Source organism: Clostridia bacterium (assembly GCA_035628995.1).
Lineage (GTDB): Bacteria > Bacillota > Clostridia > Lutisporales > Lutisporaceae > BRH-c25.
This window is the reverse complement of sequence record DASPIR010000034.1, coordinates 164,365-177,454: the sequence shown is the minus strand read 5'-3', so window position 1 is coordinate 177,454 and position 13,090 is coordinate 164,365. Positions and strand designations below refer to the sequence as shown.

Annotated in this window: 15 protein-coding genes and 1 riboswitch; of the genes, 14 read left to right on the top strand and 1 reads right to left on the bottom strand. The window is 39.4% G+C overall.

Features of this window, described 5'->3' with window-relative positions:
• The first annotated feature begins 44 nt into the window (after positions 1-44).
• The 3 genes from VEB00_16450 to VEB00_16440 all read left to right on the top strand — a co-directional run bounded on the left by VEB00_16450 (position 45) and on the right by VEB00_16440 (position 2,680).
• The gene (locus tag VEB00_16450) at positions 45-989 is read left to right on the top strand and encodes an L-2-amino-thiazoline-4-carboxylic acid hydrolase (protein HYF84594.1); all 945 of its coding nucleotides are present in this window, start codon (positions 45-47) and stop codon (positions 987-989) included.
• A 57-nt stretch (positions 990-1,046) separates the two neighbouring features.
• Positions 1,047-1,607 (top strand): GNAT family N-acetyltransferase, encoded by a 561-nt coding sequence (locus tag VEB00_16445; GenBank protein HYF84593.1) that lies wholly within the window; start codon positions 1,047-1,049, stop codon positions 1,605-1,607.
• Between the two features lie 146 nt (positions 1,608-1,753).
• Positions 1,754-2,680, top strand: a complete 927-nt coding sequence (locus VEB00_16440; protein HYF84592.1) for a MerR family transcriptional regulator — start codon at positions 1,754-1,756, stop codon at positions 2,678-2,680.
• 54 nt (positions 2,681-2,734) lie between these two features.
• On the opposite strand, the gene VEB00_16435 is transcribed toward VEB00_16440, so the two are convergent.
• A complete protein-coding gene (locus VEB00_16435; protein ID HYF84591.1) occupies positions 2,735-2,947 on the bottom strand; it encodes a heavy-metal-associated domain-containing protein in 213 nt (70 codons plus the stop codon).
• A gap of 397 nt (positions 2,948-3,344) precedes the next feature.
• Between VEB00_16435 and VEB00_16430 the strand changes: the two genes are divergently transcribed.
• The 11 genes from VEB00_16430 (at position 3,345) to VEB00_16380 (ending at position 13,056) form a co-directional block, all read left to right on the top strand.
• Complete coding sequence (locus VEB00_16430) at positions 3,345-4,292, top strand: hypothetical protein (protein ID HYF84590.1); 948 nt, start codon at positions 3,345-3,347, stop codon at positions 4,290-4,292.
• A gap of 95 nt (positions 4,293-4,387) precedes the next feature.
• Complete coding sequence (locus tag VEB00_16425; protein ID HYF84589.1) at positions 4,388-4,939, top strand: cysteine hydrolase family protein; 552 nt, start codon at positions 4,388-4,390, stop codon at positions 4,937-4,939.
• 103 nt (positions 4,940-5,042) lie between these two features.
• Positions 5,043-5,306: a hypothetical protein gene (locus VEB00_16420; protein ID HYF84588.1), complete on the top strand. Its 264-nt coding sequence runs from the start codon at positions 5,043-5,045 to the stop codon at positions 5,304-5,306.
• Positions 5,307-5,385: 79 nt separating this feature from the next.
• Complete coding sequence (locus VEB00_16415) at positions 5,386-5,718, top strand: cupin domain-containing protein (GenBank protein ID HYF84587.1); 333 nt, start codon at positions 5,386-5,388, stop codon at positions 5,716-5,718.
• Positions 5,719-5,877: 159 nt separating this feature from the next.
• Positions 5,878-6,366, top strand: a complete 489-nt coding sequence (locus tag VEB00_16410) for a DUF456 domain-containing protein (GenBank protein HYF84586.1) — start codon at positions 5,878-5,880, stop codon at positions 6,364-6,366.
• A 40-nt stretch (positions 6,367-6,406) separates the two neighbouring features.
• Positions 6,407-7,168: a nickel pincer cofactor biosynthesis protein LarB gene (gene larB / locus VEB00_16405; protein HYF84585.1), complete on the top strand. Its 762-nt coding sequence runs from the start codon at positions 6,407-6,409 to the stop codon at positions 7,166-7,168.
• Positions 7,165-8,448: a nickel pincer cofactor biosynthesis protein LarC gene (gene larC / locus VEB00_16400; GenBank protein ID HYF84584.1), complete on the top strand. Its 1,284-nt coding sequence runs from the start codon at positions 7,165-7,167 to the stop codon at positions 8,446-8,448. The genes larB and larC overlap by 4 nt, the downstream gene beginning before the upstream one ends.
• 50 nt (positions 8,449-8,498) lie before the next feature.
• A riboswitch (purine riboswitch) is annotated at positions 8,499-8,600 on the top strand.
• Positions 8,601-8,686: 86 nt separating this feature from the next.
• Entirely contained in the window at positions 8,687-10,138 is a 1,452-nt protein-coding gene (guaB, locus tag VEB00_16395; GenBank protein ID HYF84583.1) for an IMP dehydrogenase, read from the top strand.
• 64 nt (positions 10,139-10,202) lie between these two features.
• Positions 10,203-11,735, top strand: a complete 1,533-nt coding sequence (gene guaA / locus VEB00_16390) for a glutamine-hydrolyzing GMP synthase (GenBank protein HYF84582.1) — start codon at positions 10,203-10,205, stop codon at positions 11,733-11,735.
• A 138-nt stretch (positions 11,736-11,873) separates the two neighbouring features.
• Positions 11,874-12,230 (top strand): hypothetical protein, encoded by a 357-nt coding sequence (locus tag VEB00_16385; GenBank protein HYF84581.1) that lies wholly within the window; start codon positions 11,874-11,876, stop codon positions 12,228-12,230.
• A gap of 229 nt (positions 12,231-12,459) precedes the next feature.
• Positions 12,460-13,056, top strand: coding sequence for a hypothetical protein (locus VEB00_16380; protein HYF84580.1), 597 nt, complete (start codon positions 12,460-12,462; stop codon positions 13,054-13,056).
• Positions 13,057-13,090: the final 34 nt, after the last annotated feature.

Sequence of the window (13,090 nt, the reverse complement as noted above, 5' to 3'; positions counted from 1 at the left end):
ATTGATAGAATCCACAGCTTAAAGTTGGCAAAGGAGTAAAAACAATGAATAAAAGGTTATTCATAATAATAACATCTATAGTTGTTTTGGTAGTAATAATTGCATTAATGATTTTAAATGTTTTCAGTAAGTCTACAAAAAAGAATATTGGATGCCCTGGCGTGGGATGTTCAGGATGCAGTGGCTGTGGTAATCAAGGGAAGATTAGTAGTACATATTACATATCAAAAGAAGATAAGCTTATCAAAAAATTAGATGAGAATCAAAAAGCCTTTCGAAAAGTATTGCAGCTAGACTATTCAGATAAAGAGATAGATTCTATCGCAAATGAGACTACACTTAAATTTCGTGAGTTACTTCCAGCGATACCTTATATCGGTGGAGATTCAAATCCCATGACTGAAGATCTGGAAAACCCCGCCATGGCCTTAGCGTTTTATAGGGTAATGAAGAATCATGGTAAATCAGTCGAGGAAGTTGGAAATATAATATGTAAAGCGACAGAGGATACAATATCAGCCTATCCAAAATGGCTTTTACGTCTAAATGGAAGAAAGTTTTTCAGTAAAGAATACATTCAGCAATTAAGGGAAAATGCAGAAGAGTCACAAAAAAGGGAATATAGTGGAGCATGGGTATCTGAGTTTGTTGAGGGTAATGGGGATAAATTTGATTACGGTTACAATCATTCAGAATGTGGGATAGTTAAATATTTTCATGAGCAAAATGCAGATGAACTTATCCCATATATGTGCAAATTAGATTTTATTTATAGTGACGCTTTAGATGAAGGATTGGTTCGCACAAATACTATAGCAGAACAAGGGTCGTACTGTGATTTTAGATATAAGAGAGCAGTTAATGATAAACTTGATTTTTTAATAGTATTTGTACCATTAGTGGTTGGTGGCAGTATTCTTTTGATATCATTTTATGTCATTCGAAGAAAGGTTATAAAAAAGCGTCGACCTAAAGGGCTTAGCACGTAGTAAGGCTACCCACGTCCATCATGCAATCATAAACTTGAATTTTAGGGAGATGGTTTTATGCTAAAACATAAAGGGACAATAATGCTTGAAAGTGAAAGATTGATACTACGCAGATTTACAATGAATGATGCAGAGGCAATGTTTAATAATTGGGCTAATGATGCAGAAGTTGCTAAATATATGAGATGGAACGCTCACCAGGATATAGGCGAGACAGAAAGTGTTCTTCGAAACAGAATAGAAGGGTATAGCGACTTGAGCACTTACCATTGGGCTATTGTACTAAAAGGTAAGGATATGCCTATTGGTAATATCGCACTAATATGCACTAATGAATATGACATGTGCGCTGAAGTTGCATATTGCCTGGGAAAACAATATTGGGGGCAAGGAATTGTCACAGAAGCAGCAATAGCAGTATTGAAATTTGGATTGATGGAAGTGGGCTTTAACAGGATTGAAGCATATCATGCGGTTAATAATCCTGCTTCCGGTAAGGTAATGAAAAATGCAGGTATGAAGTATGAGGGCAGAATGCGTAAAAAATATCGCAGTCATATAGGATTTGAGGATAGTGACTTGTATGCGATATTGAGAGAAGACATAGCAATAGAGTAAAAGAACATAGGATTTAAAATGTAACCAAAACAGATATTGAAAGTTGCACTTTCGGTTCTTTTTGTAAATATACTTGCAATTGACGTTGCGTCAAATGATATTATACTCCCATGAGGCGCTTCATATTAAAAAAAGGGAGTGTTTGAATGAGCCATAATGAACCTATTCACGAGATATCCGCAAAGCTTGGACTAACAAGTCGTACTCTTCGCCATTGGGAAGAAAAAGGGCTTTTTAAAAGTATGCGTGATCCACAATCTGGTTGGCGTATTTACAATGATGAAGCAGTGCAGCGTATTCGTCTTGTGCTGTTGTTGAGAGAGTTGGATATTCCAATCAAGGCTGTGCAGATTATACTTGAAAGTGCCAGCAAGGAGCTAGCAGCAAAGGTAATAGAGAAGCAGATAAGCAACTTAAACCAGGAAAACTTAGTAATTGCGCAGAGAAAAGAAATGCTTGGCAGATGTCTTTCGGCTATTAATTCAATGCAAGCTTTGCAAGATACTTCCCGTTGTATTGTGAACATGGAACAGACACTGGCGGTTCAAATTTACTCCCCTAAATCTCTAAAAAATCAATGGGAGGAAATTATTATGACAAAGGACACAATTACATCGGGTGCATTACGCATCATTACTTTGCCAGCCATGAGAGTAGCTGTTTGTAATGTTATTAGTGCTTCGCCGGAGGATGAAGCTTTAAGCAAAGTGGTGGGATGGGCAGAAGCGGAAAATCTGATGGGTACAGCCAGAATATTCGGGTTTAATACAACCGCATTCAACCCCGGCAGTACTGAATACGGATGGGCAGCTTGCATCACTGTTCCAGAGCATATTACGTTGCCTGAATATCTCAAGGAAAAACGGCTGCCAGGGGGCTTATATGCTTCGTTGAATAGTATAAATGAAGTATATGATTCATGGCAGATGCTGATGCGATTACTAAAGGACAGTAATGAGTATGAGGTTGATGAGAACCGCCCTTGCCTTGAGGAACATATAAAAAGCGGTGAGCCGAAAGGGGAAGGTAATGACTTCTACTTAAACCTATTAGAACCTGTAAATAAAAAGTAAAGTGAATTGATTGTTTGAGAGGCCACCGTCCGTGGTGGCCTCTTAACAAATAGTTTATATTTCAATTACGCTATAGCCTTTTTCCATGAGTATCTGTTTAATATCGACTAAATTCACCTTTACTTCGTCATACTTTACGATAACTATATTAGATTCTAGGTCTAAACTAACATTTTCAACGCCTTCAAGATCAGTCAGGCTTTTTGTAACGGATGTGCTGTTGCCACCATTTATTCCATCTACGTTAAGCTCGGCATTTACAGACATTCTTATATCAACACCTTTATAAATTTATTTTTATGATCTTTATAATCTCCAACTTAATCAGATACAACTCAAGATTTCCTTATTTTTTTATTTTAATCCTAGAGATTTATGCAAGCTTGTATAGACAATGATACGTTAGGAGACAGAATGTGCTAAGCATTGTCTGGAATATATAACACAAGCCGTGGACTGTAGTGGACTAGTTTGAAAAGTACCACTTGAGTTTAATCGAAAATTCAGCATACATTAGCAAATACGGGTTTTATGAATTTATTAAAAATGAAAACGAAAAGTGGAAATGTAGGCACTGTGGTGAAGTACTCTGTGTTCATAGAAATAGTTGCCTTAATTGTGGAAAAGAGTACAGGTAAGTTGATAATTTTAGGGGGTTGTTTTTTTGGAAATTACGAAAAGTAAGAAGAGTATAAAATTTAAGAGACCATTAGAGATTATTATATTGTTAGGTATTTTTTGCTTGTTGGCAGCGGCAAGCCTATATTTTTATATATGGCTGCAGCCAGTGGTATTAAGCTCTAGTGGATCAATTGCCGTATTGAAATTCCAGGCACTATTTTCATTGTTTTTATACTTATCAATAGTCATTGCTATAATAAGAAAGGTTAAATTCGCATGGTATCTTAGCATGATTTTACTTTTGCCCAAAATACTGTATTCAATTTACGAGACTGTACTCAATTATAATAGTTATGGATTTTACAGCAGCATAATTGGCCTTGTTATTTTTGCTTTTTTAGCAGTCCTAATATTACGGAAGAGAGTCCTGTTTTATTTTAAGATAGGCTATAGGTATAAGATGTATAGATTTTATAAAAGCTGTGCGGCCTATATAAAATCGAAGCCGGTTATTATTTACTTAATAGTTATGATTCAAATATATATTGGTGGCAATTTCACTTATTACACTTTTGCGAGTCTATTTAACAACCTTTCCAGTTTGGCTTTAGCTGACAAGGGAGACTTCTATTATTTAGCTTTTAATTTTTCGAGAGTACTTCATTCAATTGCTTTTCTGTGTGCGACTATAGGTGTTCTTATGCAAAAAAAATGGGGATATCAAGCATCATTGATTTTTTTCATGGTACTGGGATTTAATCATGCGATAGAAATAATTTCTCTGGATGATTTATTGGGCTTCTTTATTGAAGGCTTTATTAGGCATATAATAGGCTTTACAGGGGCGGGAGTTATATGTTGGTATTTAGCAAAAAGTAAGATTGTAAATGCAAATAAAAGGCCTGTTAAAGCACTTCTTTTAATAAGTGCAGCCAGCCTGGCAATATCATTATTGTATTATTTTTCCCTGAATGCATTAGTTAATATCTAGGATGAGGCGACCTGGAGCAGCTTTGTTCGGAGGAAGCAGTTTCAGCCGCCTATGAGGGATATCAAAGATTTTATAAAAAGTGAGGAGATAATTAGATGAGACGAGCGTTATTAGTAATAGATGTGCAAAATGAATATTTTACAGGTCAATTGCCTGTTACATATCCCCTTGGCAGTTTGGACAATATTAAAAGGGCAATTAAGGCTGCACATACAAACAATATAGCAGTTATAGCAATCCAACACACTGCACCACAGGAAAATTCGAAAACCTTCAGAAAAGGAACACCTGAATGGGAGCTTCATCCTCAGATAGCTGGAGAAAGCTATGATCATTTAATAGAAAAAAGTCTGCCGGGCAGTTTTACCGGAACTGATTTGGAAGCATGGCTAAGAGAGAGGGATATCGACACATTAGTTATTGCGGGATATATGACCCAGATGTGCTGTGATACTACAGCAAGACAGGCAGTTCACCTGGGCTTTTCTGTTGAGTTCTTATCCGATGCGACAGGGACTTTGCAGATTTCAAACTATGCAGGAACAGTAACAGCAGAAGAGCTTCACAGAGCAATACTGGTAACACAAGCAATGAGGTTCTCAAAAGTAATGACAACGGAAGAGTGGATAAATAGCTTACACAGCTAAGTGTTTAACATAACTATATAACTTTGATTTCTGCACCCAAGTATAGCAAGTTTTATCAAATATGTGGTAAAATAACTATGATGATTAGCTGGAGGTGATTTCTTTGGATGATAAGGTACTTGGCCTATTGGAAAAAGTATATATAGAGCTTCAGGATACAAAGAAAGAAGTAAAATCCGCCAATAATCATATTATTAGATTAGAGGATGAGTTTCACAAAAAGGTTGGTATCTTGTCAGATGAGGTATCACTAGTGAGAAAAGACATATCTACTATGAAAGTGAAACTAGACGTAATAGAAGGGAAAATAGACAAGCACGATATTAAAATACAGGTCATAGAAGGCGGTAAGAAAAAAAGCATATAGATGATTTGCAGAGGCTAATTGAAAATTAGCCTTTTTATATACATAAGTGGACTCGATTATTTGTATAGGAGTGAGTTGTATGGATAATATCTTTTCTGGTCCAATACTTGATTTAGGGAAGGCAGATCTTCCCTTCGAAGGTGCGACAGCATATTTATCCCAAAGTGATAACCATCAGATTCTTTTTATGGAATTTGATAGGGATATTGACTTGCCTGAGCATTCACACGAAGGTCAGTGGGCGGTTGTTCTGGAAGGTAAGATTGAATTAGTGATTGATGGTGTGCGAAAGGTATATAAGAAGGGTGACAGATACCTCATTCCTAGCGGGGTGAAGCACTCAGGCCGGATTTATGCGGGGTATGCGGACATTACATTTTTTAACGAGAGTGCTAGATATAAACGGAAATAAGTTGAGCTGAAATATTGAGAAGCAAGAGCAATTCTTGCTTTTTTCATGTGGGTTGGCAGGATGTAACAAACCTATGTATTATTCCATAGTCATTATGGTATAGTATAAATAAAATAAGGCTCTAGAATTTCGATAATATGGAAATTGCAGGTGAAACTCTTGAATCTACTATTTTTAATCCTAAGTACAGCGATAATGCTTACTGGGCTTGTGGGAGTTTTTCTACCAGTACTTCCCGGTGTTGTCCTGGTGTTTGTGGGAGCATTGATTTATGCATGGAGTACCGGCTTTCAGGTTATAACCATTGGGAATCTTATATTCTTCGCAGTTCTGACTGCAATATCTTCAGCGGTGGATTACATTGGGGGAGTTCTGACAGCTAAGAAGTATGGTGCATCCAAGCAAGGACTCATTGGTGGTGTTCTTGGCGGGATACTGGGGCTTGTGGTTTTTAGCATTCCCGGTCTGATAATCGGCCAGCTTGCTGGTGTGATATTGGGAGAGCTTTATTTCGGCAAGCAAATGAAAGAATCCTTTACTTCCGGCTTTGCCATGTTCATTGGCTACCTTCTTGGAAGTATAGTAAAGGTCTTTTTTGCAGGACTTATAGTAATAGTATTCTATATCAAGGTTCTGAGAGCCTTCTAAGAAATTTGAAAGCTACATAGTAGTAATTTGGAGGAATATCATGGATGAGAAATATCTGGCTGAACTATTGAATAATGTGAAAAGCGGAGCCGTGGATGTGGAGAAAGCCATTGAAGCACTGCGCAAGCTGCCTTATGAAGATTTCGATTTTGTTAAGATTGACAATCACAGAAAGCTCCGAAAAGGACAGGGTGAAGTCATTTACTGTGCTGGCAAGACTCCGGAGCAGACTGCCATTATATTTGAGAAGATGCTTCAATATAATAGCAATGTATTGGGCACAAGAGCGGATGTTGACACCTTTAAGGAAGTAAAATCCAGAATATCTGATGCTGTATACCATGAGAGGGCAAGGTGCATAACTGTAGTAAGAAGTGAGATAAAGAAGTCACAAGGTGTGATTCTCATTGCTACAGGTGGTACTTCAGATATTCCTGTCGCTGAAGAAGCAGCGATCACAGCTGAATTCTTCGGAAATACTGTGGATAGACTTTATGATGTAGGTGTTGCGGGAATACATAGGCTTCTAATGAATACTGACAAGCTTTTGGAGGCAAATGTCATAATAGCTGTGGCAGGTATGGAAGGTGCCCTTGCCAGTGTGGTAGGCGGGCTTTCAAGCTGCCCTGTCGTTGCAGTTCCCACCAGTGTCGGTTACGGCGCTAATTTTGGAGGGTTGTCTGCCCTTCTGACAATGTTAAACAGCTGTGCCAGCGGGATTGGGGTAGTAAATATTGATAATGGTTTTGGAGCAGGTTATCTTGCTAGTATGATAAATGGAGTAAATGGAGGTAAACGATGAGAACTTTATATTTTGACTGCTTTTCAGGAATAAGCGGAGATATGACAGTAGGTGCACTGTTGGATATAGGAGCAGATGAGAAGGCGCTATTGGATGGGCTGAACCAGCTTAAAGTGGAAGGCTATGAGTTAAAGATAGAAAAGAAGCTGAAGAATGGCATATCCGGTACGGACTTTTCTGTAATACTTGAAGAACATCATGAGGAGGAAAATGAACATCATAATCATGATGAGCATAATCACGAACACCATCACCATGAGCATCCGCACACTCATGAGCACAAGCAAAATACTGAGCATGTGCATAGAAACATGGGTGATATAGAGAGAATAATCAATGACAGTGAGCTTGGCGAGAGGGTAAGGAAGCTTAGTACGGATATGTTCAGACTGGTTGCCGAGGCTGAGGGGAAGATACATGGAAAACCGGCTGGTGAAGTGCATTTCCACGAGGTGGGCGCAGTAGATTCGATAGTGGATATCATAGGTACTGCAATATGCATCGACAATCTGAATGTGGATAGGATAGTGTTTTCCAGTCTGCCCTTGTCTAAAGGCTTTGTAAAATGCCAGCATGGGGTTTTTCCGCTTCCGGCTCCTGCAACACTGGAGATTTTAAAGAATGTTCCAGTGTATTATACTGATATCAATTTTGAGCTGGTTACACCAACTGGAGCAGCAATAGCAAAGGGCCTTGCAGATGGGTTTGGAATGGTAGGAGAGCTTGAAGTAGAAAAAATAGGCTATGGCTTAGGCAAGAAGACTTATGAAATTCCCAATGTACTGAGGGTGATGCTTTTTAGTTCCAAAAAAAAAATTTCAGATAGAATCGTAGAGATAGAGACAAATATTGACGATATGACAGCTGAACAGCTAGGCAGCGCAGTAGAAATGCTATTTGACCAGGGTGCCCTTGATGTGTTTTTTACCCCTGTATTCATGAAAAAGAACAGACCGGGTACAAAGCTCACTGTTTTATGCCAACCAGACAAAAAAGAAGGAATTGCCGAAGCCATATTGAAGCATACCAGCACCTTTGGTGTACGCATGTCGGATATGGAGCGGAGCATACTTGACAGGGAGACAGTCGAAGCTGATACTGAATTCGGCATTATACGGTGCAAGGTAGGTAAGTTGGGGGGAGTGATTCTAAAGTACTCTCCAGAATACGAGGATTGCAAAGCCGCATCCCTGCAGTACGGGAGGCCTATTGCTGATATATATAATGAGGCAATAAGCAAGGTAAGAGATAAACTTACAGTAAATTCTGCAAATTTATAAACCATTTGACAAAGGCTGTCGCTTTAAATATACTATTTAAAATACCAAAAATTTATTACCTGTATGCTACTCATATATTTTCAGGGATATGGCCTGAAAGTCTCTACGACATGACCATTAATCATGTTACTATGAGTGAAATTTGTTGTCCGGCAATTTTCACTGTTGCCGGCTTTGTATTTTCACAGATAAATATTTGAGATATAAATTAATTTAAGAAGGAGTGTGTAGTCGCCCAATGGAAAAGTTTTTAAAAGAGGGTCTGACCTTTGATGATGTACTTCTGGTTCCTGCGAAGTCAGAGATTCTTCCGAAAAATACGGACACCTCGACATATCTTACCAGGAAAATAAAGCTCAACATACCGCTGATGTCGGCAGGGATGGATACTGTCACAGAATCCAAGCTTGCCATCGCAATAGCAAGAGAAGGCGGTATAGGCATAATACATAAGAACATGTCCATAGAGAAGCAAGCCATGGAGGTTGATAAGGTCAAAAGGTCGGAGCATGGAGTTATCGTAGACCCCTTTCATCTGTCTCCGGATCATATTATAGCAGATGCAATGGAGCTAATGGAAAGATACAGGATTTCTGGTGTTCCAATAACCGATGAAAAAGGCAAACTGATAGGAATTCTTACAAATAGAGATCTGCGATTTGAAACTGAGTTTTCCAGGAAAATATCCGAGGTAATGACCAAGGAAAACCTTATTACTGCATCGGTAGGTACCAACCTTATGCAGGCGGAGCAGATACTAAAAAAACACAAAATAGAAAAGCTGCCTCTTGTTGATGACAAGGGATACCTTAAGGGACTTATTACAATAAAGGATATTGAGAAAGCCATACAATATCCAAGTTCAGCAAAGGATCAGGGGGGAAGGCTGCTTGTGGGCGCTGCAATTGGCGTAACAAATGACATGATTGAGAGAGTTGAAGCCTTGGCGGCTTCGAAAGTGGATGTAGTAGTAGTTGACACAGCTCATGGGCACTCAAAGGGTGTCACAGAGGCAGTGAAGAAAATAAAAAGCCGCTTCCCGGGCTTGCAGCTAATTGCCGGAAATGTGGCTACGGCCGGAGCAACAAGGGAGCTTATCGAGGCGGGTGCTGATGCTATAAAGGTTGGAATAGGACCGGGATCTATATGTACCACAAGGGTAGTAACGGGCGTAGGCGTACCACAGATTACGGCAGTATACGACTGCGCTGAGGAAGCTGAAAAACATGGTATACCGATAATAGCTGACGGTGGGGTAAAGTACAGCGGAGATGTGGTAAAGGCAATCGCTGCCGGGGCAAGCGTAGTAATGCTTGGCAGTCTTTTTGCAGGAACTGAGGAAAGCCCTGGAGAGATGGAAATATATCAGGGCAGAAGCTTCAAGGTATACAGAGGAATGGGTTCTTTGGGTGCCATGGCATGCGGCAGTAGGGACAGGTACTTCCAGGAGGATGCAAAGAAGCTTGTACCGGAGGGAGTTGAAGGCAGGGTGCCATATAAAGGACCCTTGGCTGAGACTATATATCAACTGGTTGGAGGTCTGCGCTCCGGCATGGGCTACTGTGGAGCAGGAAGTATTGAGCAGCTCAGAAAAGATACCCAATTTATGCGTATTACGGCAGCAGGTCTGAGGGAAAGCCACCCCCACGATGTAAGCATAACAAAGGAATCGCCTAACTATAGCCTGTAGGGAACGCATTGCATGCGTTCCTCTGTACGAACTAATTAACAAGCAATTGAATGGAGAGTGTAAAATGGCGAACAAGGAATTGGTATTGATACTGGACTTCGGGGGTCAATACAATCAGCTTATAGCCCGCAGGGTAAGAGAAGTTAATGTATACTGCGAGGTAGTGCCCTATGATATAAGCCTGGATGAAATAAAAAGGAAGAGCCCCAAGGGTATAATATTCACCGGAGGGCCAGCAAGCGTATATGATGAAGGATCCCCTAAGTGCGATCCGGGGCTGTTTGAACTGGGAGTGCCTGTTCTAGGCATCTGCTATGGAGCGCAGTTGATGGCACATATGATGGGCGGAAAAGTAGCAAGAGCTGAAAAGCGGGAATACGGCAAGACACAAGTGAACTTGAAAGAGGATGCATTATTCAAGGAAGTGTCGCAGGACAGTGTCTGCTGGATGAGCCACACCTGTTTTGTAGATACACCTCCAGCTGGTTTTGATATTACAGGAACTACAGAGACATGTCCGGTAGCGGCCATGGGCAATAAAGCAAAAAAGCTTTATGGAGTTCAGTTTCATCCTGAGGTGGAGCACACACAATATGGAAAGCAGATATTGAAAAACTTCCTGTATGGCGTATGTGAACTGTCTGGGGATTGGACAATGGGGAATTTCATTGAAGAGAAAGTAGCCCAGATAAAAGCGCTGGCAGGCGGCAAGAAGGTTATCTGTGCATTGAGCGGCGGAGTGGATTCTTCTGTCGCGGCTGTATTGGTGCATAAGGCGATAGGCGACCAGCTGACCTGCATATTCGTAGACCATGGATTGCTCCGAAAGAATGAAGGAGACCAAGTGGAGGAAATATTCAGGAAACGCTTTGACATGAACCTTATCAGAGTGAATGCACAGGATAGATTCCTTGGCAAACTTGAAGGTGTTTCCGATCCTGAGCGTAAGAGAAAGATAATTGGCGAGGAGTTTATCAGGGTTTTCGAAGCAGAGGCTAACAGGCTTGGGGATATTGATTTCCTGGTTCAAGGAACAATATACCCTGATATCATAGAGAGCGGAACCAAAACAGCCGCAACAATAAAGTCCCACCATAATGTGGGTGGACTTCCGGAAGACATGCAGTTCAAACTAATAGAGCCTTTGAACACTCTCTTTAAGGATGAGGTAAGGCTGGTAGGCCTTGAGCTTGGAATACCTGAGGATTTGGTATGGAGACAGCCCTTCCCTGGGCCTGGTCTTGGAATAAGAGTACTGGGTGAAATCACAAAGGAAAAGCTCCATATAGTAAAGGAAAGCGATGCGATTCTCAGAGAAGAGATTAAAAAAGCAGGACTGGAAAGAAGCATATGGCAATACTTCACAGCCCTCCCAAACATCACAACAGTTGGCGTAATGGGTGATGAACGTACATATTCCCATACAGTGGCAATACGTGCGGTTACAAGCTCTGACGCAATGACGGCAGACTGGGCGAGGATACCTTATGACGTGCTTGAGAAGATTTCAAACAGGATAGTAAATGAAGTGGAGCACGTAAATAGAATAGTTTACGATATAACCTCCAAACCACCGGCAACGATTGAGTGGGAGTAGGGTTTAGGGGTTGGAAATACTGGGTTTTTGATTTTTAAAAGTAAAAATAAGTAGTCAAGGTGGTTTTGAATTTCGCCTGTTTTTTAGGCATTCGAAACCGCCTTTTGTATGTCAGCATAAGTCATTAGGAGTAGAGCAATGATAATAGAAATACCAACAACATTAGTTGATTATACTAAGATGGAAGATTGTACAGGAACAATGATAATGGAGGCTATTAACAATATGTTGATTGAAATGTATGCTACATTTGCACATGCAGAAATGCAAAAAAGAGAAAAGCGACAAACTGAAGGTATACAGGCAATGAAAGAGCGTGGAGAATGGGAGAAATATGGTAGACCAAAAGCAATAGATTATAAAACCTTTGAAAAAGAATATAACAAAGTAATATCAAAAGAGTTGAAGCCTTTTGAATGTATGAAGCAATTAGGATTGACGAAGCCGACATTTTATAGATATAAGAAGCAATATGAAGAGGAGAAGGGTATTTAATCCCTTCTCTTTTTAATATGGATGGGGGCGGTACTTACCAGTTTTTGTGCATTTGGGTTTAGATATATAGGACATAGCACTTCCGTCCCTACACACTGGGAAAATTATGAATAACCGATAAAAAATAGAATGACACTGGCGCAACGGTCGCCAGCTTTGCTAATATCGCTAACGATATTGCTTTTCGTTTTTATGTTTGCTAACATGGAAATAGAAGGAAGTGATATTATTGGAATATCTTCAAGAAATATTAAAGTATTCTTTTGCAGGAGTCTCAGTTGCATTTCTTATAGGTTACTTAGCAAACAAAATAATTATTCAGGTTTTAGACAGGAATATTGAGAGTTTTAAAATAAGTATGGAAAAAGAAGTTGAGAAATATAAAGCTGAGCTCTTAATACAAACTAAGCAAAATGAAATAAAGTTTTCAAGATTGCACGAAGATAGGGCATTTATTATTAAAGAACTTTATAAAAAAATAGTTAAAACTGAGGGTATGTGTAGAACTTTTATTAATGAATTAAAAAAATTGTCACCGAAAGCTATTGATATGATAAAAGATGCAGTACGTATTCAAGTTGATTTGCTACAATATGCAGAAGAAAATAAAATTGTTTTTAATGAAGATATATGTAAGATAATTGATGATATTGAAACAGTTTATTTATTAACAGGTATTCCTGATTATTCACATAGAACAAATGCCGGATTACCGCCATTTGATGAGGAATCAATTAAGCAAATTGAATTTATGTTAAATTATAATCTTCCACAACTAAAAAAGAAACTTGAGGTAGAGTTTAGAAGCATACTTGGGGTTATCTAGTGTTTCTGTAATCTACCTTCCAACTTTATAAGAA

What these genes read in the sequence shown, in the direction of transcription:
- larB (HYF84585.1), top strand. Translation starts at nt 6,407, where the DNA reads ATGGATGAGAAATATCTGGCTGAACTATTGAATAATGTGAAAAGCGGA.
- VEB00_16385 (HYF84581.1), top strand. Translation starts at nt 11,874, where the DNA reads ATGATAATAGAAATACCAACAACATTAGTTGATTATACTAAGATGGAA.
- VEB00_16425 (HYF84589.1), top strand. Translation starts at nt 4,388, where the DNA reads ATGAGACGAGCGTTATTAGTAATAGATGTGCAAAATGAATATTTTACA.
- VEB00_16450 (HYF84594.1), top strand. Translation starts at nt 45, where the DNA reads ATGAATAAAAGGTTATTCATAATAATAACATCTATAGTTGTTTTGGTA.
- VEB00_16435 (HYF84591.1), bottom strand. Translation starts at nt 2,947, where the DNA reads ATGTCTGTAAATGCCGAGCTTAACGTAGATGGAATAAATGGTGGCAAC.
- VEB00_16445 (HYF84593.1), top strand. Translation starts at nt 1,047, where the DNA reads ATGCTAAAACATAAAGGGACAATAATGCTTGAAAGTGAAAGATTGATA.
- guaA (HYF84582.1), top strand. Translation starts at nt 10,203, where the DNA reads ATGGCGAACAAGGAATTGGTATTGATACTGGACTTCGGGGGTCAATAC.
- guaB (HYF84583.1), top strand. Translation starts at nt 8,687, where the DNA reads ATGGAAAAGTTTTTAAAAGAGGGTCTGACCTTTGATGATGTACTTCTG.
- VEB00_16440 (HYF84592.1), top strand. Translation starts at nt 1,754, where the DNA reads ATGAGCCATAATGAACCTATTCACGAGATATCCGCAAAGCTTGGACTA.
- VEB00_16415 (HYF84587.1), top strand. Translation starts at nt 5,386, where the DNA reads ATGGATAATATCTTTTCTGGTCCAATACTTGATTTAGGGAAGGCAGAT.
- larC (HYF84584.1), top strand. Translation starts at nt 7,165, where the DNA reads ATGAGAACTTTATATTTTGACTGCTTTTCAGGAATAAGCGGAGATATG.